The organism is Pantoea sp. E2023-21 (genome assembly GCF_051302795.1).
Classification (GTDB): domain Bacteria; phylum Pseudomonadota; class Gammaproteobacteria; order Enterobacterales; family Enterobacteriaceae; genus Pantoea; species Pantoea ludwigii_A.
Map to the genome: position 1 here is coordinate 3090358 of NZ_CP195344.1, position 23000 is coordinate 3113357.

The following is a 23000-nucleotide window of genomic DNA, read 5'->3' on the forward strand; positions in this document are numbered from 1 at the left end:
CAAATTAATTTTCGAGTGCTGATTTTTTCGTCGAAACGCGACTAAACTGCTAATTTTTCCAGCAACGGGAAGCCATAACGCTGCAAAATCGGTGACAATTTCGTCACTTCATCATCCATACGCGTACAGAACGCTACATTCTGTCCGGATGAAACCGCCTGCGGTGCTTCATGCTCTAATAACCAGACGGTACGACGCGCAATAGCCGCACCCGAATCCACCAGCCTGGTCCCTTCCGGCATGACCAACTGCAGTTCATCCCGCAATAAAGGGAAATGCGTACAACCCAGCACCACGGTATCAGGTGGCTCTTTCATACGTAGCCAGGGTTGCACAGCGCGGCGCACATCTGCCAGTTCAACATCTTCGCCATGCAGCTTGGCTTCCGCCAGTTCCACCAGCTCCGCCGAACCGAGCATTTCGATTTTGCAGTCCCGGGCAAATTGCGCCACTAACTCATGCGTATATGGACGTTTCACCGTGCCACGCGTGGCCAGTAATCCCACCACGCCATTACGCGTCAAGCGCGCAGCAGGTTTAATGGCAGGCACCACACCCACAACCGGGAATTCGAAGCGCTCACGCAGAGCCGGCAAAGAGATGGTGCTGGCCGAGTTACAAGCGATGATCACCAGCGCAAGTGGGAAACGCTGGGTGATAGCCGTCACCACCGCCACCACACGCTCGACAATAAAGTCTTCGGATTTTTCGCCGTACGGGAAACCTTCATTATCGAAGGCGTAGAGATAGTGAAGATCCGGCAGTAAATGCCGGACCTCATCATAAACGGAAAGCCCACCGACGCCGGAGTCAAACACCAGCACGGTGGGACGCAGATCAGAAGCTGTAGCTGGCGCTGAGGTAATACTCCGTTCCTGGAGTTGGATAGCCATACGCTGTCTCATAATCTTTATCGAACAAGTTGGCAATTCTACCACGAACGGTGAGCTGTGATGTGACCGGATACGAGACAGCGAGATCTACCGTGCTGTAACTCGATAAACGACGTTGCTCGCTGGCATATTCGCTGGTGTTGTTGTCGTAGCGCTTACCGAAGTACTGGTAGATGACATCGATATCAACGTCATACACCGTCATACCCAGCTGATATTTGGCTTGCTCACGCGCGCGACGCGCCAGCGTTTCACCATCTGAATCACGACGAGCATCCAGATAACCCAGGGTGATCTGATGATGAAGGAAGCGGGTATCAAAATCAGCGGTGGCTTCAATACCTTTTAGCGTAACGGCTTTTTCATTGTAATAGCCGCCCTCAAAAGTCACAGGATCGGAAGCATAGGTAATAAGATTGCTAACCTTGTTGTGATACGCCGCAACACGCCAATTAACCGCTCCCGTTAAACCTTCTAACGCGGCTTCCCACTGCTTTGATTTCTCAGGGTTCAGATCGGGATTAGAACTGATACCAAAACGCTTCAGACCATATAGTTGACCTAATGTCGGCGCCTGGAAACCTGTACCGTAAGAGAGTGAAGCTTTATAGCCCGGCACAAACTCCCAACCCGCAGCGGTTTGCCAGGTGCCATGACGACCAAAGTCTTGGTTGTCATCGCCACGCGCCGAACCTTCAAGCGTAACATTGCCAAACTGCTGCTGCGCCGTCAGGTAAGCACCCGTGTTATCTTGCTTGTATCCATCTTCATCACGCGGTGCGCCAGAATAGAGTTGTCCAACCGAGCTCAGTTTCTGCTGCTGCCAATCCAGACCGGCGCTAACCATGCCATGCCCCACCGCAAAGGTGTTGCCCCACTGCAGGTTGCGCTGTTCCATATCATCCAGGCTATTGGAATCCGCATAGCGGCCGTCAGACCCAACGTAATTATAGATTTTGTACTTCTGATAACTGGCGGTCAGCTGCGAGGAGTAATTCTCTTTATTAAAGCGCAGACCGGTATCAAACGAGTGATTATAGATTTGCTGCTCATCCTGACCACCGACATAGCCCGCATCATAATCTGAGTTCGCGGCATAGCCATAACCGCGAAAGAAGCCAGAAAACGTGTCATTAAACTTATGATCAACGCCAGCCCAGAACGCCTTATTGCGCCAGCCATCCCGATCGCGATCGGTCGGAGACGTTGAGCCCGGTTGAACGTTGTAGCCATTAGTCGCCTGATAAGAACCCGCCACCGTTACGCGCGTCTGATCCGTGACATTTTGATTGATGCCGCCGCTATATTCCTGATAACCCTTCGAACCAAAGCCAGCGGTCAGCGAGTTTTGATTATTCGGGTTTTGCGTAATGACATTCACCACACCGCCAATCGCATCTGCGCCGTAAACGGCAGAACGCGGGCCGCGAATGAACTCAACGCGCTGGATGATTGAAACAGGGATTTGGTTGAAGTCAGCAACGCCGGTAATACCGGGTTTGGAGAACGGCACACCATCAACCAGAATCAGCGTATGGCGCGCTTCCGAACCACGCACATACATCGAAGCGCTTTGCCCAATGCCGCCGCTTTGCGCGATATCCACGCCCGGCAAGCGACGCAACACTTCCAGCAGGTTCTTAGATTGCCACTGATCGATCTCGTCACGGGTGACAACAGACGTAGAAGCCAGCACCGACGACACCGGCTGTGCGAAGCGGTTAGCGGTGACGATTTGCGTACCATCATTCTGCTGCGCGTAGCCAAATTGCGCCCAGAGAGACAACGCCGTTGCACTGAAGGCAAACAGCGAAGCATGTGTTTTTTTCATTGTTATAGCATCCAAAAGACGAAGCAGGATGCCGCACGACTACAACCAATAGCTCGCGATGGTCGTATGTATTGCGACGTCACACCGGCAGGTCTTCGGGCTGAGAATCATAAATGGTGAAAAACTTCCCATCCGGCAGGACAGTGTTTATAAGTGCCATCACCACGACATTCTTTACCGCTGCGCGTCAGCTCCAGATTCGCACTGGATTCCCTTTTAACTCAAGGAGGCCGGCAGGCGCAGTCTACGGCCAGGAAGGCCGGAAATCCAGACTTCCAGCCATCTTGTTTTCCGCAGGGCTGGACATCAGCAGTTGAATGCCTACAATCGCCCGGCAAGCCAGCTTATTACCAGGATTAAAGATGACACCCGAACAGCTCCCGATTGAACAATACGACGCGCAACTGGCGGAAAAAGTCAGCCGCTTACAGGCGATGATGGTGCCCTTTGCCGCGCCCGACGTGGAGGTGTTCCGTTCGCCGGTCAGCCACTATCGGATGCGCGCCGAATTCCGCATCTGGCACGACGGTGACGATCTCTACCACATCATCTTTGATCAACAGACCAAGCAACGTATCCGCGTCGATCAATTCCCGGCGGCCAGTGAATTAATCAACCAGCTGATGCCAAAACTGATCGCGGCGATCCGCGACAACCGTGCGCTGCGTTTTAAGCTGTTCCAGATTGATTACTTATCGACCATGAGCAATCAGATTGTCATCTCGCTGCTCTATCACCGCAAGCTGGAAGAGGAGTGGACTGCCGCCGCCAGCACGCTGCGCGACAACTTGCGTGCTGAAGGCTTTGATGTGCAACTGATTGGCCGCGCCACCAAAACTAAAATCTGCCTTGATCGCGATTACGTCGATGAGCGCTTGCCGATCGCTGGGAAAGAGATGATTTATCGTCAGGTGGAGAACAGCTTCACCCAGCCAAACGCGGCGATGAATATTCAGATGCTGGAGTGGGCGCTGGATGTGACTAAGGATTCGCGCGGCGATCTGCTGGAACTTTACTGCGGTAATGGCAACTTCTCGCTGGCACTCGCGCGTAACTTCCGCCGCGTGTTGGCCACGGAAATTGCCAAGCCGTCAGTGGCATCCGCGCAATACAACATTGCCGCTAATCATATTGATAACGTACAGATTATTCGTATGGCCGCCGAAGAATTTACTCAGGCTATGAATGGCGTACGCAGCTTCAATCGCTTAGAAGGTATCGACCTGCAGAGTTATCAGTGCGAAACCATTTTTGTCGATCCGCCGCGCAGCGGGCTGGATGAGGAAACCGTGAAGATGGTGCAGGCCTACCCACACATCATTTATATCTCCTGCAATCCACAAACGCTGTGCGACAATCTCGCGGTGCTGGGTGAAACGCATGACGTCACGCGTCTGGCGCTGTTTGATCAGTTCCCCTATACCCATCATATGGAATGCGGCGTGCTGCTGACGCGCAAAGTCTGAGAGCAGAATGGATTGGTCGCCAAAAATGGCGACCCGATAAAACCGGTGCGTCATGCGTCGGTTTTGTAGGGTGCGCATTTATGCGTCGATTTTGTAGGGTGCGCATTCATGCGCACCGAAAACTTAGTTTCTATTCTTACGGCGAAAGCGCATGCCAATCCAGAACACCAGCGCCACCATCAGAATGGTAGGAATAAAGTTGGAGCCGATATCCGGGTATTCTGCCCGCACCAGCGCGCTATAGACCAAAATGCCCAGCAGGAAGAATGCCGCCGCCAGGGAAGGCATGCCGTCTGGCATGTTGCGGTTGAGATAACGCTGATGCAAACACCAGGCCGCAAGGCCAAGCGCGATCAACGGGAATATCGAAAAGGGAACAAACGTGCTGAACAGCACCGAGAAGGAGCCGTTGATCGCTAAACCGGTGATAAAAGCCAATAAAAGCGTTCCTTTATCGCGTGGGTTTTGCTCAATCATTTCATTATCCTTGTCACATTACTCTTCGTTTTTTTCCAGGGTAACCGACAGTCGCTCTTGCTCCCGGCGATACCAGTAATAAGCGCCTTTGGCGATCATGCGCAGCTGTAACACCAGGCGATCTTCAAGCTTACGACGCTGTTCGAGATCAACGTCCAACGCTTCGGCGCCTGCACTAAACACAATCGTCACCATCGCTTCGGCCTGCGCTTCGGTGAAGCTGCGCGGCATGCGATTTTCCAGCTCAAGATAATCCGCCAGTTCAGCGATAAAGTGCTGGATCTCTCGGGCAACGGCGGCACGAAATGCCGCCGACGTTCCGGATCGTTCGCGTAGTAAGAGCCGAAAAGCGTTGGGATTGTTCCCGATGAACTCCATAAAAGTTGCCACCGAGGTTTTGATGATGCTGCCGCCCTTGGCAATACGCTGGCGCGCCTGGCGCATTAATTGACGCAACATCAAGCCGCTTTCGTCGACCATGGTCAAGCCCAGTTCGTCGACATCGCGGAAATGGCGATAAAATGAGGTCGGCGCAATCCCCGCTTCGCGTGCGACTTCACGCAAACTCAGGCTGGCAAAACTCCTTTCTGCACTTAACTGACTGAAGGCAGCTTCAATCAGTGAACGTCGTGTACGTTCTTTTTGTAGCGCTCTGACGCCCATTTTCCCGGCCTTTTAGGTGATTTGGCAGGCACTATAACAAACTTTTCAGCGTACAGCGGTGCAAACTTTGTGAACGCCTGTGAACCTCACGCTTTGTCAAACTTCAGCAATTTACGCTGTTAGAATTCAGATGTGCGCGGCGAGATGTTAGAATCTCGTTGTAAAAATGTGATAAAAAAATAGGACGTATTGGTATGCAAAAGTCTTACGATTACGATGCCATTGTGATTGGCTCCGGTCCGGGCGGCGAAGGTGCGGCGATGGGGCTGGTGAAGCAGGGAGCGCGTATTGCAGTGATCGAACGCTACCATAACATCGGCGGCGGTTGTACTCACTGGGGAACCATCCCTTCCAAAGCCCTGCGCCACGCTGTCAGCCGTATTATCGAGTTCAATCAAAACCCACTTTACAGCGATCACACTCGACTCCTGCGCTCCTCATTCGCCGATATTCTGAACCACACCGAGAACGTTATCAGTCAGCAAACCGCGATGCGTCAGGGCTTCTACGAGCGTAACCGCTGTGAACTTTATCAGGGCGATGCCCGATTTGTTGATGCCAACACCATCGAAGTGGAACAACCCGACGGCACTCGCGAGCGCTTAACCGCCGAGAAATTCGTTATCGCCTGTGGTTCCCGCCCGTATCATCCAGCGGATGTCGATTTTACCCACCCACGCGTTTACGATTCCGACTCCATCCTCAACCTGCACCATGAACCTAGCCACGTGATCATTTATGGCGCTGGCGTGATTGGCTGTGAATATGCGTCGATTTTCCGCGGTCTGAACGTCAAAGTTGACCTGATCAATACCCGCGATCGTCTGCTGGCATTCCTCGATCAGGAGATGTCAGATTCGCTCTCCTATCACTTCTGGAACAGCGGCGTGGTGATTCGTCACAACGAAGAGTTTGAGAAAATTGAAGGCGTTGATGACGGAGTGATTATTCACCTGAAATCGGGCAAAAAAGTGAAAGCCGATTGCCTGCTGTACGCGAATGGTCGTACCGGTAACACCGATTCACTGGCGCTGGAAAACGTGGGGCTGGAAGCGGACGGACGTGGCCTGCTGAAAGTAAACAGCATGTACCAAACCGCACAGCCGCACATCTATGCCGTTGGCGACGTGATTGGTTATCCAAGCCTGGCTTCTGCCGCTTACGATCAGGGCCGCATTGCCGCGCAAGCGATCATCAAAGGTGAAGCCACCGCGCATCTGATCGAGGATATTCCTACCGGAATTTATACCATTCCAGAGATCAGTTCTGTGGGCAAAACGGAACAGCAGCTCACTGCGATGAAAGTGCCGTATGAAGTGGGTCGTGCGCAGTTTAAACATCTGGCGCGTGCGCAGATTGTGGGCATGCACGTGGGCAGCCTGAAGATTCTGTTCCACCGTGAAACCAAAGAGATTTTGGGGATTCACTGCTTTGGTGAGCGTGCCGCGGAAATCATTCACATCGGCCAGGCCATCATGGAACAGAAGAACGGCGGCAACACGATTGAGTACTTCGTGAATACCACCTTCAACTACCCCACTATGGCCGAAGCCTATCGCGTGGCAGCGTTAAACGGCTTAAACCGCCTGTTTTAACGTCGTGTTCAGGTAACCCTGCATGTGGGTTTTGATTGCTTCTGCCAGTTGCTCATAGCGGCTGCGCAGAGGCGATCCTGGACGATACACCAATGCGATGGTGCGCTGCGGAACAGGCTTGTAGCACGGCAGATAGCAGACGCCATCACGCACGCGTTCGTTTGGCACGGACAGCGCAGGTAGCAAGGTGATACCGCTTCCGGCGGCCACCATGTTGCGCAGCGTTTCCAGGCTGGTGGCGCGGAAATGCGTATCTTCATCGGCACCGGCTTCGAAGCAGAAACCCATCGCCTGATCGCGCAAGCAGTGGCCATCTTCCAGCATCAGCAATTTCTCACCGGCCAGATCCGACATCGGCACGCGATCGCGATCGCGCCACGGATGATCGGCATACACCGCCAGCGTCATGGGCTCATCAAACAGCGGCACCTCAATAAAGGCTTCGCTCTCTTTCACCAATGCCACAATCGCACAATCCAGCTTGCCGCTGTCGAGCTGAGCCAGCAGTTGCTGCGTCTGCGCTTCGTGTAGGTACATTTCGAGTTTGGGGAAGGTCTTATGCAGCATCGGGATGATATGCGGCAGCAGATACGGCCCAGTGGTCGGAATCAAACCAATATGCAGCGGTCCAGACATCGCTTCGCCCTGCTGGCTCGCCATCTCCTTCAGCACTTTCACTTCGCGCAGCACGGTGCGCGCCTGATCCACCAGCAACAATCCAGCCTGAGTAAACAACACTTTACGGCTGGTACGTTCCAGCAGCATCACACCAAGTTCATCTTCTAGCTTGCGAATCTGTCCACTTAAGGTGGGCTGGCTGACATGACAGGCGTCAGCTGCACGCCGGAAATGGCGATGCTCCGCCAGTGAAACCAGGTATTCGAGATCACGAATATTCATTGAAATCCTCCAAACCACGATAGCCCGTGGCGATAGATAGAATAGCAATGAACGATTAGCCCTATCAAGGCGCCAGCGGGAATAATACGCCTCATCTGATTAAGACCATTGAATTTTGAGGAGAAGATATGTTCGCAAGCCAGGAAGGCAAAGCCGTACCGCAGGTCACCTTTCACATGCGTCAGAGCGATCGCTGGGTTGATATCACGACTGATGAACTGTTCAAAGACAAAACCGTTATTGTGTTCTCGCTGCCGGGTGCGTTTACGCCGACCTGCTCATCGAGCCACCTGCCGCGCTACAACGAGTTGTTTAGCACCTTTGCACAGCACGGTGTCGACAGCATTCTGTGCGTGTCAGTGAACGATACTTTTGTCATGAATGCGTGGAAAGCCGATCAGCGCGCTGAACATATCACCTTTATCCCGGACGGCAATGGCGACTTCACCCGCGGCATGAATATGCTGGTGGAAAAAGCGGACGTTGGATTTGGTCCGCGCTCATGGCGTTATTCCATGCTGGTGCGCAACGGCATTATCGAGAAGATGTTTGTCGAACCCAGCAAGCCGGGCGATCCGTTTGAAGTGTCAGATGCCGATACGCTGCTGCGTTATCTGGCCCCCGAATTTAAAGTGCAGGAGTCTGTGTCGCTCTTTACCAAGCCGGGTTGCCCATTCTGTACGAAAGCGAAACAGCTGCTGATTGATCGCAGCATTGCGTTTGAAGAAATTGTCCTGGGGCAAGATGCCACAACCGTGAGTCTGCGCGCCGTATCAGGCCGCGCCACGGTACCTCAGGTATTTATCGGTGGTCGTCATATTGGCGGGAGCGACGATCTGGAGCAGTACCTGCAATCTGCTTAAAACCAATCACTGTGCTGGCCGGGAGTGGCCTGCCCTTGATGATGTGCCTATAACAATATGTAATTCCGAAGCTAGAGGTTAGCGGGCTACCGAAGAGGTGCCCGCTTTTTTTTGCTTGTCATAACCGTAATGAATGAACATCAACTGAGCGCGATAAATCGCGCCGCTACAAAAATGTGCACAAACCGTAGCGGCGCAATTTATTGCGCAATGCCTTTAACCCAAACGCTTCTGGGCTTCGCCGATAGCAAAAGCGACCTGCTGCGGCGAGACGCCGCCCTGTGCATTACGCTTATCCAGGCAGGATTGCAGCGACAGAATCGGATAGACATCATCTTCAATCACCGCGCTAAACTGCTTTAACTGCGCCAGCGTGAGTGCTTCCAGCGCCACGCCTTGCTTGATCGCTTCCACCACGGTTTCACCCACAATGTGGTGTGCTTCGCGGAACGGTACGCCTTTCGCCACCAGATAATCGGCCAGCTCAGTCGAGTTGGCGTAGCCCTGCTCAGCGGCTTCCTGGCAACGTGGACGTTTTACCTGAATGCCATCCAGCACCAACACCGACATGTGCAGGCAGTCGAGCCAGGTATCGAGTGCATCGAACAGCCCTTCTTTGTCTTCCTGCATATCTTTGTTGTACGCCAGCGGTAAACCTTTCAGCGTCATCATCATGCCAGTCAGCGCACCTTGCACACGACCGCATTTGCCACGAATCAGCTCCAGCGCATCCGGATTTTTCTTCTGTGGCATCAGCGAGGAACCGGAAGTGACTTTATCAGACAGCTCAAGGAAGCCTGCTTCACCGGTGTTGAAGAAAATCAGGTCTTCAGCAAAGCGCGACAGATGCACCATGCCAATCGAGGCGTCTGACAGCAGCTCCAGCACGTGATCGCGATCGGAAACGGTATCGAGGCTATTACGCGTCGCAGAGGCAAAACCTAACCAGCCCGCCAGCTGCTGACGATCGATTTCATACGCCGTGCCAGCCAGCGCACCGCAACCCAGCGGGCTGACATCCATACGCTTCAGTGCATCTTGCAAACGGCTTTCATCACGCGCCAGCATCTCAACGTACGCCAGGCACCAATGCGCGAAGGTCACCGGCTGCGCACGTTGAAGGTGCGTGTAGCCGGGCATCACTGCATCCTGATTGGCTGCGGCGGTGGTAACCAGCGCCGATTGCAGTTCGCGCGTGGCGTCCAGCAGCACGGCAACTTGCTCTTTGCACCACAGTTTCAGATCGGTCGCGACCTGATCGTTACGGCTACGGCCGGTGTGCAATTTCTTACCCAACGCACCCACTTTATCGATCAGCTTGCCTTCGACCCAGCTGTGAATATCTTCCGCATCGCTTTGCAGAATCTGCTCAGGATTGGCGCGCACCTCGGCCAGCAGTTCATTCAACGCGCTTTCCAGCTGTTGCTGCTCGTCATGGGTCAGCACGTTGACCGTGACCAGCGCTTTTGACCAGGCAATCGAGCCGGTAATGTCTTGCTCGGCCAGGCGATAGTCAAAACGCAGCGAGTCGTTGAACTGTTTGAACCGTTGGTCTGCTGCCTGCGAAAAACGTCCGCCCCAAAGTGCCATCTGAATTACTCCTGAATCCGTTATAGAAAAGGCGGCCCGAAGCCGCCCTTGCAAAATATGTCGATTGCCGCGGTATTACTTCTTCTGCTCGTTCAGCGCGCGAATGCGTGAAGAGAGCGAGAACAGACGGATAAAGCCGCCCGCGTGACGGTGATCGTAAACTTCGTCTTCGCCAAAGGTGGCGAACTCTTCTGAGTACAGGCTGTTAGGGGACGTTTTCTGCGTCGCGGTGGCCTGGCCTTTGTACAGCTGCAGTACCACTTCGCCGTTCACTTCTTCTGCCAGCGATTCGGCAGCAGCCTGGATCGATTTACGCAGCGGCGCGAACCAGCGGCCATCGTAAACCACGTAAGACATTTCATGGCCCAGCTGCTCACGCCATTTGAAGCTATCGCGATCCAGCACCAGCTGTTCAACCGCACGCAGCGCATTCACCATGATGGTGCCACCCGGGGTTTCGTAGCAGCCGCGAGACTTGATGCCCACCAGACGGTTTTCTACGATGTCGATACGACCCACGCCGTGTTTCGCACCCAGCACGTTGAGTTTTTCCAGGCACTGGAACGGACTCAGCTTCTCGCCATTCACCGCTACCACACGGCCTTTCTCGACGGTTACCGTCACGTTTTCTGGCTGATCGGGCGCTTCCAGCGGATCAACGGTCCACACCCAGCAATCTTTGTTTGGTGCATTGGCTGGGCTTTCCAGCACGCCGCCTTCGGTAGAGATGTGCCATGCGTTCTCATCACGGCTGTAGATTTTTTCCAGCGACGCGGTGGTCGGGATATTGCGCTCTTTCAGGTAATCCAGCAGCGCTTCACGCGAACGCAGGTCCCATTCACGCCATGGCGCAACCACTTTCAGCTGGGGTGCCAGCGCGGTGTAGGTGGTTTCGAAACGCACCTGATCGTTACCTTTACCGGTTGCGCCGTGGCACAGCGCATCTGCGCCCACTTTCAGTGCCAGCTCAACCTGGGCTTTAGCGATGATTGGACGCGCCATTGAGGTACCCAGCAGGTAAGTGCCTTCGTACAGGGCGCCGGTCTGCAGTACCGGATAAACGTATTCGCTAATGAACTCTTCACGCAGGTCAACTACGTGGCACTCAGAAGCACCTGACTGCAGCGCTTTCTTCTCAACGCCTTCCAGATCGCCACGTTCCTGGCCGATATCCGCCACAAACGCCACCACTTCACAGCCGCCGTAGTTCTCTTTCAACCATGGAATGATGGCGGAAGTATCGAGGCCGCCTGAGTAGGCCAGAACGATTTTTTTGATGTTTTGCGTGCTCATGTCTTAATCCTTGATTATGCGAGAATCCGGGTGCCAATCGACACGCCGTTGAAAAGGGTTGGCAGTTGTTCAGCATGACGCCAGCTGGCGATATCCACCGGGCGACCGAGCGTACGTGCCGCATCAAGCGCCGCATTCACTTTCACGATCATGCCATCGGTAATAATGCCCTGGGCGATCAGCTGTTCCGCTTTCGCGGCGGTCATCTCTTCGATGCGCTGACCTTTGCCGTCGAGAATACCGCTGACGTCAGACAACAGCACTAAATCGGCACCGAGGGTCGCGGCCAGCGCGGTCGCAGCCTGGTCGGCATTGACGTTCATCAACGCGCCGCCGTCGGTGATGCCAATTGAGCTGATGACCGGCATGTAGCCCGCGGCCAGCAACGTATTCACCAACGCCGGATTACCTGGCGTGGCGTTGCCAACGTGTCCCAGCTCTTCATCGAACTGCGCCACATTGACCAAACCGGCATCGCCCAGGCACAAACCCACTGCGCCGATGCCATATTTCTTCGCCCACGCCAGCAGCGTTTTGTTGGCGGTACCGGCTAACGCACCGGTAATAATGTCAATCTGATCGGCTGGCGTCACGCGCAAACCGTTCTTCTTTTTCACCGGCAGCGCGAGCTTCTTCATCAGCTCGTCCACCACGCAACCGCCGCCGTGCACAATGATCAGCGGACGCTGATGTTCATTGCGATACGCCAGCAGGGCATCAAACAGACGGGCCAGCGCTTCTTCGCTATCCAGCAGCACGCCACCCAGTTTAATGATTAATGGATTCATTGCGTTATCCGTTGGTTAAATCAGAGACAGCGTTTCGGGGAAGCCGAAACGAATGTTCAAACACTGAACCGCCTGCGATGAGGCACCTTTCAGCAAGTTATCTTCGGCAGCGACCACAATCAGGTGTTCACCTTGCATGGCGAAGCCGATGTCGCAGAACGGCAAACCAACCACCGCTTTCAGCGCCGGAACGCCTTTGTCATACACGCGCACCAGCGGCTTGTCGTGGTAAGCGTGATGGAAGGCATCGGCGACATCCTGCTGCGTCACGCCCGCTTTCAGGCGGCAGGTGGTGGTCGACAAAATACCGCGCGGGAAGCTGCCCAGATGTGGCGTGAAGATCACTGGCGTGCCGAGATGCGCCACGATTTCCGGATGATGACGGTGATTAAACAGGCCGTAAGGCTGCAAGCTCACTTCACAGAAGCTGGTCGCCACATTGGCTTTACGCCCTGCGCCGCTTACGCCGCTGGTGGCATTGATCACCGGCCACTGTGCATCGTTAAGCAGGCCCGCTGCGATCAGCGGTTTCAGCGACAGCTGTGCTGCGGTTGGGTAGCAACCCGGCACCGCAACCAGTTCCGCGTCTTTAATTTTGTCGTGCTGCCATTCAGCCAGGCCGTAAACCGCCTTGTCCAGCCAATCCTGATGCTGATGGCTGAAACCGTAATATTGCGTATAAAAAGCATCGTCGTTGACGCGGAACGCGCCGGAGAGATCAAACACCACGCAACCTGCTTTAAGGAATTCGGGTGCCAGATCGTGGCTGACTTCGTGGGCCGTGGCGAGAAATACCACATCCACTTTATCGGCCCATTCAGCGGCATCGCTCAACGGCTGCAACGGCAAATCAACAATGCCTTTGAGCTGCGGATGCAAATCCGACAATAACTTTCCGGCATCCGGGCTTTGCGCTGAAACCGCCAAAGCGGTTATGTTCATATGCGGATGGCGATTCAGGTAGGTGGCAAGCTCTACGCCAGCGTAACCACTGGCACCAACGATCAGCGTATTCAACATCAGGCTGTATACCTTATTACAGTCACACGTATCGGGTCGCGGCCTTGCCCCGTTGCCCAGAATGCCGTTTGCAGAAGATTTGATGCTTCACATGCAAGCGACGTTATTGTATTTTTATTCACTATTAATGCATGAATATTGATACATCCTAACCCAAGGACCGTCAACAGTGAAGACAAAATTACCACCTTTTATCGAACTCTACCGCCAGTTGATTGCCACGCCATCAATCAGCGCAACCGACAGCGCACTGGATCAGAGTAATGAAACTTTAATCAATTTGCTGGCCGGCTGGTTCCGCGATATTGGCTTCAGTGTAGAAGTGCAGCCGGTGCCTGGCACGCGGCATAAATTCAACATGCTGGCACGCAGTGGATTGGGCGCAGGCGGTCTGTTACTCGCCGGTCATACCGACACCGTGCCTTACGATGATGGCCGCTGGACGCGCGATCCCTTTACGCTGACAGAACATGACAACAAGCTATACGGCTTGGGCACCGCCGATATGAAAGGCTTCTTCGCCTTTATTCTGGATGCGCTGCGTGACGTTGACGTGACCAAACTTAGCAAGCCGCTCTACATCCTCGCCACTGCCGATGAAGAGACCACCATGGCGGGCGCGAAGTATTTCTCTGAATCAACCCAGTTGCGTCCAGATTGCGCCATCATCGGCGAGCCCACCTCGCTCAAGCCGGTGCGCGCTCATAAAGGTCATCTGTCGAATGTGATTCGTATTCAGGGACAATCAGGCCACTCCAGCGACCCATCGCGCGGCGTGAACGCCATTGAGCTGATGCATGAATCCATCACTCAGCTTATGCAGCTGCGTAACACCCTGAAAGAACGTTACAACCACGATGGTTTTGCCATTCCGTATCCAACCATGAACTTTGGCCATATTCACGGTGGCGACGCGGCCAACCGCATCTGCGCCTGCTGTGAGCTGCACATGGATATTCGTCCGCTGCCGGGCTTAACCCTGAGCGATTTAGATGGTCTGCTGAATGACGCGCTGGCGCCAGTCAGCGCGCGCTGGCCAGGACGTTTAACCGTGGGCGAGCTGCATCCGCCGATTCCAGGCTACGAATGCCCGGCCGATCATGAGCTGGTGCAAGTGGTGGAGAAGTTGCTGGGCGTGCCAACTGAAGTGGTGAACTATTGCACCGAAGCGCCTTTTATCCAGCAATTGTGCCCAACGCTGGTTTTAGGCCCGGGATCGATCAATCAAGCCCACCAGCCAGATGAGTTTATTGATACTGCATTTATCAAGCCGACTCATGCGCTTATCACCCAAGTCGTGCAGCATTTTTGTCATTGATGAACAACAGATGGGGCATTTCACTGTTAAATCAGCAAATTGCCCCGTCATTGTTCGGGATTTGATAATAAGAATAACTTATCTCGCTTCGCTGCAAGCAAATTCTTTGAATTTCCGTCATTTAGCAGCACATTTACGCAGATTTAAGGCAATTGACGTGCAGGAAGATACGTGGCTAGATAAAAGACGATGTTATGCCCGTGGATAATTCCCGTGGGGATATTTAAAAAGATGATGAGGGTGTCAGGGTCCAATGAACGAACAATATTCCGCAATGCGAAGTAATGTCAGTATGCTCGGCAAACTGCTCGGGGATACGATTAAGGATGCACTAGGAGAGAACATCCTCGACCAGGTGGAGACCATCCGTAAACTCTCTAAGTCATCCCGTGCGGGAAATGACACCCATCGTCAGGAACTGCTGACCACGCTGCAAAATCTGTCGAATGACGAGCTGCTGCCAGTAGCACGTGCGTTTAGCCAGTTCCTTAATCTCACCAACGTGGCTGAACAGTATCAAACCATTTCCCGTAGCGGTGATGGCGCGAACCATCCTGAACTGTTGAAAAAGACCTTTGAGCGTCTGAAACAGCAAGGTGATATCAGCGAAGCGGCTATCCGCCAATCGATTGAAGAGCTGTCACTGGAACTGGTGCTGACTGCGCACCCCACCGAAATTACCCGCCGCACACTGATTCACATGCTGGGCGAAGTGAATAGCTGTTTGCAGCAGCTCGATCACAGCGATATCTCTGACTATGAGCGTACGCAGGTAATGCGCCGTCTGCGTCAGCTGGTGGCGCAAGCCTGGCATACTGACGAAATCCGCAAATATCGCCCAACGCCAATCGATGAAGCCAAATGGGGCTTTGCCGTGGTGGAAAACAGCCTGTGGCAAGGCGTACCAGCTTTCCTGCGTGAGTTGAACGAACAAGTCGAAGAGAGCTTTGGCATCAAGCTGCCGGTCGATTTCGTGCCGATTAAGTTTACGTCCTGGATGGGCGGCGACCGTGACGGTAACCCGAACGTCACCGCGCCGATTACCCGCCATGCGATGCAGTTGAGTCGCTGGAAAGCCGCAGACCTGTTCCTGCGTGATATCGGCGTGCTGGTTTCTGAGCTGTCGATGTCCGAATGCAGCGACGAAGTGCGCGAGCTATGCGGCGATCCCGAAGCGCTGGAGCCTTATCGTATGGTGCTCAAGCGTATCCGCAGTCAACTGATGACCACGCAAGCCTATCTGGGCCGTCGTCTTAAAGGTGAGCGCCTGCCGCGTCCAGCCGATCTGCTGGTTTCTAACGATCAGCTGTGGGATCCGTTGTTTGCGATCTATCAATCTCTGCAACAGTGCGGCATGGGCATCATCGCCAATGGCCAGCTGCTGGATACGCTGCGCCGCGTGAAATGTTTCGGCGTGCCATTAGTGCGTATTGATATCCGCCAGGAGAGCACCCGCCATACTCAGGCAATTGCGGAAGTGACGCGCTATCTCGGCCTTGGTGATTACGAAAGCTGGTCAGAAGCCGATAAACAAGCCTTCCTGATTCGCGAACTGAATTCTAAACGTCCGCTGTTGCCGCATCAGTGGGAACCCGGTGATGAGACGCGCGAAGTGCTCGATACCTGCAAAGTGGTGGCCGAAGCGCCGCAGGGTTCGATTGCCTCCTACGTGATCTCAATGGCAAAAACGCCGTCGGACGTGCTGGCGGTACATCTGCTGCTGAAAGAAGCCGGTATTCCTTACGCAATGCCGGTGGCGCCGCTGTTTGAAACCCTTGATGACCTGAACAACGCCAACGACGTGATGACCCAATTGCTGAGCATCGATTGGTATCGTGGCTTTATCAATGGCAAACAGATGGTGATGATTGGCTATTCTGACTCGGCGAAAGATGCCGGTGTGATGGCGGCCAGCTGGGCGCAATATCAGGCGCAGGACGCGCTAATCAAAACGTGTGAGAGCGCGGGCATCACGCTAACGCTGTTCCACGGACGCGGCGGCTCAATCGGTCGTGGCGGCGCGCCAGCCCATGCCGCGCTGTTATCACAACCGCCGGGCAGCCTGAAAGGTGGCCTGCGCGTCACCGAACAGGGCGAGATGATTCGCTTCAAATACGGTCTGCCAGAAGTCACCATCGCCAGCCTGTCGCTGTACACTGGCGCCATCCTGGAAGCCAACCTGCTGCCACCGCCGGAACCTAAACGCGAATGGCAGGAGATCATGAACGGTCTTTCGGCGCACTCTTGCGCGATGTATCGCGGTTATGTGCGTGAAAATCCGGACTTCGTGCCCTATTTCCGCTCGGCCACGCCAGAACAGGAGCTGGGCAAACTGCCGCTGGGCTCACGTCCGGCTAAGCGTCGCCCAACCGGCGGTGTGGAATCGTTGCGTGCCATTCCGTGGATTTTCGCCTGGACGCAGAACCGCCTCATGCTGCCAGCCTGGCTCGGTGCCGGTGCTGCGCTGCAAAAAGCGATGGATGAAGGTCATCAGGATGAACTGGAAACCATGTGCCGCGACTGGCCGTTCTTCTCAACGCGCCTGGGTATGCTGGAGATGGTATTCTCGAAAGCCGATTTGTGGCTGGCAGAGTACTACGATCAGCGTCTGGTGGATAAATCACTGTGGCCGCTTGGCAAACAGTTACGCGATCAACTGGATGCAGATATCAAAGCGGTGCTGACCATCGCCAACGATGCGCATCTGATGGCTGACCAACCGTGGATTGCCGAATCTATCGCGCTGCGAAACGTCTATACCGATCCGCTGAACGTGTTGCAGGCTGAACTGCTGCATCGTTCGCGTGCCCAGGAAGAGCGTGGTGATGAGCCGGATGCACGCGTTGAGCAAGCGCTGATGGTGACCATCGCAGGTGTTGCAGCAGGTATGCGTAATACCGGTTAATCTACTGACATAATGTGAAAAAGGAGCCCTCTGGCTCCTTTTTTGTAGGGTCGCCATTTATGGCGACCGGGTACATTACACATTAATTGCCGGACGCACGCCCAGCGTGTGGCAAATGGCGTAACTCAACTCGGCGCGGTTCAACGTATAGAAATGGAAATCCTTCACGCCTTCGCGCGACAGGATTTTCACCATGTCCATGGCGACGCTCGCGCCGACCATTTTGCGCGTTTCCGGATCGTTATCCAGACCTTCAAACATTGCGCTCATCCAGCCCGGCACACGCACGTTAGTCATGGTGGCGAAGCGTTGTAGCTGCTTGAAGTTAGAAACCGGCAAAATGCCCGGCACGATTTCCACATCAATACCCGTTGCAACACAGCGATCGCGAAAGCGCAGATAGCTTTCAACGTCGAAGAAGAACTGCGTGATCGCGCGGTTAGCACCGGCATCAATTTTACGCTTCAGGTTAATCAGATCAGCCTGCGCGCTTTTCGCTTCGGGATGCACTTCGGGATAGGCCGCGACAGAGATATCGAAATCGCCAACGTCTTTCAGCAGTTCAACCAGATCGGAACCGTACATTTCCGGTTTACCGCTGCCCGGCGGTAAATCCCCGCGCAGTGCCACGATATGACGAATGCCGCTATCCCAGTAATCACGTGCGATCCCCCGCAGCTCATCGCGTGTAGCATCGATGCAGGTCAGATGAGGTGCCGCTTCCAGACCGGTACGATCTTTAATGCCTTTAATGATGCTGTGCGTACGATCGCGCTCGCCCGAGTTGGCGCCGTAGGTCACGGAGACGAATTTAGGTTTCAGGCTGCTCAGTCGATCAATTGAGCTCCACAGAGTTTCTTCCATTTCGCTGGTACGTGGCGGGAAAAATTCGAAAGAGACATTAATTTGCCCATTCAGCTCAGCCAGGCTCTGGTTCAACGCTTCGCGTTGATTGGCGTGAAAGAAACTCATCCTGATTACCTCGTCATCACATATCGGTTATTTTGCGGACCGTGAACATCCATACGTTTAGACGTCCAGATGCACAAAATGAACGATTAGCGCGCTAGCGTCAACAGAAAATTAATGAACAGGCGTGACAAATCTTCATTCAAGATGAACGCTTTTCATGATGCGTGGGAAAGTCAAAGAAGCAGACGGACGATGCCGTCTGCAAAGTCAGGCAGGTTACAGCAGTTGTGCGAGGCGGTTGATATCCGATTGCAGCGCGCCAGCCGTGACGTCACGGCCCGCGCCCGGTCCACGAATCACCAGTGGATTATCGCGATACCAGCGGCTTTCGATGGCAAACACGTTATCGCACGGCAGCAACGCGGCCAATGGATGCTCTGGACGCACGGCCTCCACACCAACGCGTGCTTTGCCGTTGGCATCAAAACGTGCCACGTAACGCAGTACCAAACCCATCTCCTGCGCCGCTTCCAGACGCTGCAGCATCTGGTCATTCAGCTCGTCGGCGTTTTCGAAGAAGTGATCAATCGACTCCCCTTCGCAAATGGATGGCACCAACGATTCAACCCGCACCTGATCGGGCTCGATATCGTAGCCCGCCTCACGCGCCAGGATCACCAGCTTGCGCATCACATCCTGTCCGGATAAATCAACACGCGGATCCGGTTCGGTCAAGCCTTGTTGCCACGCCTGATCGACCAATTCGCTAAACGGCACCGTGCCGTCAAATTGCAGGAACAGCCAGGACAGCGTGCCAGAGAAAATCCCGCTGATTGATAAAATGCTATCGCCGCTTTCACGCAAATCGCGCACCGTATGATTGACTGGTAAACCGGCGCCCACGGTGGCGTTGTACAACCAATGACGACCGGTTTTGGCGAAAGCATCACGCACCTGACGCCAGCTCTGGCCGCTTGACGCACCGGCAACCTTGTTGGCGCTGATGACGTGGAAGCCGTGACTGGCGAAGTCGTGATACTGCTGCGCCAGCTGCTCGCTGGCGGTGACGTCCAGCACCACTAAATCATCGAACGGGTGCGCACGCATCCACAGGAACAGCGACTCTTCATCACGCTCGACCGCTTCATCATCAAAGAACGCCAACGCGCGGCTGGCTTCCAGACCGTCGTAGCTCAACAAACTGCGGTTGCTGTCTGCGACGCCCGCCAGCACATACTCAAATCCCGTGCGTGCTGACAGTGATTCCTGCTCGCGAGCAAACAACTCCAGCCAGCGTGAACCGATGTTACCTTTACCGAACAGCATCAGGCCAATACGTTTCTCGGCGCGAAACAGCGACTGATGCAGTCCCTGAATCAGATGCTGCGTCGGGCCAACGCGCAGTACCGCCACGATGCTGATGTGATCTTCAGACTGCCAGACAAACTCCACCGGCTGATCTTTGATCTGCTGCCAGAAGCGATGGCTGTGCAGCGGATTACGCGTCACGCCCGCACCCACCAGCGCCACTAGCGCTAAGCCGTCGCGCAATTGCAGATGGCCCGGCAGTGCGGCGTCCTGCAGCAGATTGAAGGCGCTATTCACCACTTCCGAGGTATAACACAGCTGCAGCAGACGACGATCGGGATGAACACCGATTGCCAGCGGACGCAGCTGCGCGCGCTTCAGCAGCAAATCGATCTCTTTCTGCTGCGTTTTGAAATCGTGATTAGCGGGAATCTCAATCTCTATCAGACACACATCATCATGGCTGGTGACGATACGCGCACCGGTGCCGGAGGCCAGCACGCGCTCGATGCGCGTCGAGCCCTGCTCCGGTTGATAGCTGCAACGCAGCTGTAAATCGATATCGCTATTGGATACCGGCTGCAAGGTGCGGGTGTGCAGCACCGGTGCCGCCAGACGCGCCAGTTCGCTGGCTTCATCCAGACGCAGCAGCGGCAGCAGGCACGCATCAGAGACTTTACGTGGATCGGCGCTGTAGACGCCCGCCACATCGCTCCAGATAGTCACGCGACCCACACCCGCCAGCGCACCAATCTGTGTAGCGGAGTAGTCTGAACCGTTACGACCCAGCAATACCGTTTCACCGGCTTCGCTACGGCTGATAAATCCGGTTACCACCAGGCGTTTATGCGGATGCTGCGCCAACAGCGCCTGCAGCAGCGGCCAGGATTTACCTTCATCAACCTGTGGCTGCGCGGCGCGTTCAGCGCGCAGGAAGTCACGCGCATCCAGCCAGGCTGCTTCAATTTCCCGCTGGCTCAACACGGCGGCCATCAAGCGCGCTGACCAGATTTCACCGTGTCCCACCACTTCGGCATACACCGCATCGGTGATGGTGCCATCAAGCAGCGCGGCCAGTCTTTCCAGATCGCGTATAAAGGAAGACGTCAGGGTTTCGGCATATTCAGCAGGCAACAGCGCAGCAATTAACTCGCTGTGAAAACGGCGTAAAGCCTGTTGCACCTGATGGGCAGATAAGCGATCGCTCTGGCTCAATTTCAGCCAGCTGATCAACTGGTTAGTCGTGCTGCCTGCGGCAGAGACCACCATTAAGTCGCCAGGCTGGCTGTAATCCGCCATGATGCTGGCCACGCGTTGATAGCAACGTGCGTCGGCCAGGCTACTGCCACCAAATTTATGCAACTGCTTGATCGGCGTTCCCGCGCCTACTGAACTCGTCATGGTTACTCCTCGGCTGCGATCCGGAATGCATTATCCAGATCGGCAATTAAATCTTCGTGATCTTCAATCCCAACAGAAATACGCAGCAGTGTTTCAGAAATTCCCGCTGCCGCGCGCGCTTCTGCAGACATGCCCGCATGCGTCATGGTCGCGGTATGTGAAATCAAACTCTCTACGCCGCCGAGCGATTCGGCCAGCGTGAACAGCTGCAGCGCTTTCAGGAAGCGGCGCAGGCGAGCCTCATCGGCATCGATTTCGAAACTCAACATGGCACCAAAGCCACGCTGCTGACGTACCGCAAACTCATGTCCGGCATTTTCCGGCAGAGAAGGATGATACAGTTTTTTCACCAGCGGTTGTTGCTTCAGGTAATCAACTATCGCCAGTGCGTTGCGTTGTGCAGCGGCGATACGCGGGGATAATGTACGTAAACCACGCAGCAGCAGGTAGCTATCAAACGCTGCGCCGGTTACGCCAATATTATTCGCCCACCACGCCAGATCGGTGGCCATCGCCGGATCTTTCGAAATCACCGCGCCCGCCACCACATCAGAGTGGCCGTTCAGATATTTGGTGCAGGAGTGAACCACCAAATCGGCACCCAGCGCCAGCGGGTTTTGCAGTGCCGGGCTGAGGAATGTGTTGTCCACCACGCTAATCGCGCCGGCGTCGCGCGCCGCGGCGCAAATGCTGGCAATATCAACCACACGCAGCAGCGGATTGCTTGGGCTCTCAACCAGCACCAGTTTTGGCTTCTCGGCTAACGCCGCGGCCAGCGCCGCTTTATCACCCTGATCAACAAACTTCACGCGATACGCGCCGCGTTTGCTCAGGCTATCGAACAGACGATAGCTGCCGCCGTAGCAATCGTGGGGTGCTACGAGCAAATCGCCTGGCTTCAGGAACACGGTTGTCACCAGATGAATCGCTGACATGCCGGTATTCGTTAATACCGCGCCTGCACCACCTTCTAACTCCGCTAGCGCGCGCTGAACCACATCACGCGTTGGATTACCACGTCGCGAATAGTCATGCGCACGCGGCTCATTGAAGTCGAGAAAGTTATAGGTGCTGGAGAGATGAATCGGTGGGACAACGCAGCCATATTGCTCGTCATCATTCAAACCGCTGCGTACTGCGATGGTTGCCTGTTTGCGCGTCATGGTGCTTACTGTTCCTGAAGAATAAAGAAGAGCAACAGCATAACATTCAGCACATAGACGTCAATACATCTGGACATCTAAATGTCTTTGCGTATAGATTGAGCAAATCATTAATAACCGCTAAAATTGTCCGTCATCGCCTGGTGTTCAGCGCGCTTTCCTTGGCAGAAGCGGTGCTCAAGCATAAAACCTGCAGTTTAAGGGGTCAGGCATCGAAAAATCGGGCATAATCAACGGATTTCCCCATATTCAACTTTTATTGATTAAGGTAACCCATGGCTGAATGGAACGGCGAATATATCAGCCCTTACGCTGAACATGGTAAGAAGAGCGAGCAGGTCAAGAAAATCACAGTTTCTATCCCGCTGAAAGTGCTGAAGATTTTAACAGACGAGCGTACCCGCCGTCAGGTGAATAACCTGCGTCACGCCACCAACAGCGAACTGCTGTGTGAAGCCTTTTTGCATGCTTTCACCGGGCAGCCTCTGCCGAACGATGTTGATCTGCGTAAAGAACGCAGCGATGAGATTCCGGAAGAAGCGAAACAGATTATGCGTGAGATGGGCATCGATCCCGATAGCTGGGAATACTGAAGCCAGAAATAAAAAAACCCA

The 23000-nt window shown here is 54.5% G+C and carries 18 protein-coding genes and 1 riboswitch; of the genes, 6 read left to right on the forward strand and 12 right to left on the reverse strand.

From position 1 onward, the window contains the following. Nucleotides 1-41: 41 nt before the first annotated feature. Nucleotides 42-893: a glutamate racemase gene (gene murI / locus ACRQ84_RS14555; RefSeq protein WP_483816428.1), complete on the reverse strand. Its 852-nt coding sequence runs from the start codon at nt 891-893 to the stop codon at nt 42-44. Further along, a complete protein-coding gene (btuB, locus tag ACRQ84_RS14560; protein ID WP_483816429.1) occupies nt 838-2724 on the reverse strand; it encodes a TonB-dependent vitamin B12 receptor BtuB in 1887 nt (628 codons plus the stop codon). Before btuB ends, murI begins: the two co-directional genes overlap by 56 nt. Nucleotides 2725-2792: 68 nt before the next feature. Next, a riboswitch (cobalamin riboswitch) is annotated at nt 2793-2974 on the reverse strand. A gap of 112 nt (nt 2975-3086) precedes the next feature. Here btuB and trmA point away from each other — a divergent pair. Further along, nucleotides 3087-4190, forward strand: coding sequence for a tRNA (uridine(54)-C5)-methyltransferase TrmA (gene trmA, locus ACRQ84_RS14565; RefSeq protein ID WP_483816430.1), 1104 nt, complete (start codon nt 3087-3089; stop codon nt 4188-4190). Nucleotides 4191-4313: 123 nt separating this feature from the next. Here the strand turns inward: trmA and ACRQ84_RS14570 are convergent, their stop codons facing one another. Both ACRQ84_RS14570 and fabR read right to left on the reverse strand, forming a co-directional pair. After that, nucleotides 4314-4667, reverse strand: coding sequence for a YijD family membrane protein (locus ACRQ84_RS14570; RefSeq protein WP_008109647.1), 354 nt, complete (start codon nt 4665-4667; stop codon nt 4314-4316). Between the two features lie 18 nt (nt 4668-4685). Beyond that, nucleotides 4686-5330 (reverse strand): HTH-type transcriptional repressor FabR, encoded by a 645-nt coding sequence (gene fabR / locus ACRQ84_RS14575; RefSeq protein WP_064741472.1) that lies wholly within the window; start codon nt 5328-5330, stop codon nt 4686-4688. A gap of 194 nt (nt 5331-5524) precedes the next feature. Between fabR and sthA the strand changes: the two genes are divergently transcribed. Further along, a complete protein-coding gene (gene sthA / locus ACRQ84_RS14580; RefSeq protein ID WP_483816431.1) occupies nt 5525-6925 on the forward strand; it encodes a Si-specific NAD(P)(+) transhydrogenase in 1401 nt (466 codons plus the stop codon). On the opposite strand, the gene oxyR is transcribed toward sthA, so the two are convergent. Continuing rightward, complete coding sequence (gene oxyR / locus ACRQ84_RS14585; RefSeq protein ID WP_064741474.1) at nt 6908-7825, reverse strand: DNA-binding transcriptional regulator OxyR; 918 nt, start codon at nt 7823-7825, stop codon at nt 6908-6910. The two genes, sthA and oxyR, sit on opposite strands and share 18 nt — an antisense overlap. Nucleotides 7826-7953: 128 nt before the next feature. Between oxyR and ACRQ84_RS14590 the strand changes: the two genes are divergently transcribed. Continuing rightward, complete coding sequence (locus ACRQ84_RS14590) at nt 7954-8688, forward strand: glutathione peroxidase (RefSeq protein ID WP_483816432.1); 735 nt, start codon at nt 7954-7956, stop codon at nt 8686-8688. A 216-nt stretch (nt 8689-8904) separates the two neighbouring features. On the opposite strand, the gene argH is transcribed toward ACRQ84_RS14590, so the two are convergent. The 4 genes from argH to argC all read right to left on the reverse strand — a co-directional run bounded on the left by argH (nt 8905) and on the right by argC (nt 13379). Next, entirely contained in the window at nt 8905-10278 is a 1374-nt protein-coding gene (argH, locus tag ACRQ84_RS14595; protein WP_483816433.1) for an argininosuccinate lyase, read from the reverse strand. 75 nt (nt 10279-10353) lie between these two features. Next, the gene (locus tag ACRQ84_RS14600) at nt 10354-11571 is read right to left on the reverse strand and encodes an argininosuccinate synthase (RefSeq protein ID WP_483816434.1); all 1218 of its coding nucleotides are present in this window, start codon (nt 11569-11571) and stop codon (nt 10354-10356) included. 14 nt (nt 11572-11585) lie between these two features. Continuing rightward, entirely contained in the window at nt 11586-12359 is a 774-nt protein-coding gene (gene argB, locus ACRQ84_RS14605; RefSeq protein WP_064741478.1) for an acetylglutamate kinase, read from the reverse strand. A gap of 15 nt (nt 12360-12374) precedes the next feature. Then, nucleotides 12375-13379: an N-acetyl-gamma-glutamyl-phosphate reductase gene (gene argC, locus ACRQ84_RS14610; protein ID WP_064741479.1), complete on the reverse strand. Its 1005-nt coding sequence runs from the start codon at nt 13377-13379 to the stop codon at nt 12375-12377. A 169-nt stretch (nt 13380-13548) separates the two neighbouring features. Between argC and argE the strand changes: the two genes are divergently transcribed. Continuing rightward, a complete protein-coding gene (gene argE, locus ACRQ84_RS14615) occupies nt 13549-14697 on the forward strand; it encodes an acetylornithine deacetylase (RefSeq protein ID WP_007885409.1) in 1149 nt (382 codons plus the stop codon). Nucleotides 14698-14950: 253 nt separating this feature from the next. Further along, nucleotides 14951-17602, forward strand: coding sequence for a phosphoenolpyruvate carboxylase (ppc, locus tag ACRQ84_RS14620; protein WP_483816435.1), 2652 nt, complete (start codon nt 14951-14953; stop codon nt 17600-17602). A 75-nt stretch (nt 17603-17677) separates the two neighbouring features. Here the strand turns inward: ppc and metF are convergent, their stop codons facing one another. From metF to metB, 3 genes are all read right to left on the reverse strand, one after another. Next, on the reverse strand, nt 17678-18574 hold the full coding sequence (gene metF / locus ACRQ84_RS14625) for a methylenetetrahydrofolate reductase (protein WP_483816436.1): 897 nt from the start codon (nt 18572-18574) through the stop codon (nt 17678-17680). Nucleotides 18575-18790: 216 nt separating this feature from the next. Then, the gene (locus tag ACRQ84_RS14630) at nt 18791-21223 is read right to left on the reverse strand and encodes a bifunctional aspartate kinase/homoserine dehydrogenase II (protein ID WP_483816437.1); all 2433 of its coding nucleotides are present in this window, start codon (nt 21221-21223) and stop codon (nt 18791-18793) included. Between the two features lie 2 nt (nt 21224-21225). Then, on the reverse strand, nt 21226-22386 hold the full coding sequence (gene metB / locus ACRQ84_RS14635; RefSeq protein WP_483816438.1) for a cystathionine gamma-synthase: 1161 nt from the start codon (nt 22384-22386) through the stop codon (nt 21226-21228). Between the two features lie 275 nt (nt 22387-22661). Between metB and metJ the strand changes: the two genes are divergently transcribed. Beyond that, the gene (gene metJ, locus ACRQ84_RS14640) at nt 22662-22979 is read left to right on the forward strand and encodes a met regulon transcriptional regulator MetJ (protein ID WP_007885403.1); all 318 of its coding nucleotides are present in this window, start codon (nt 22662-22664) and stop codon (nt 22977-22979) included. Nucleotides 22980-23000: the final 21 nt, after the last annotated feature.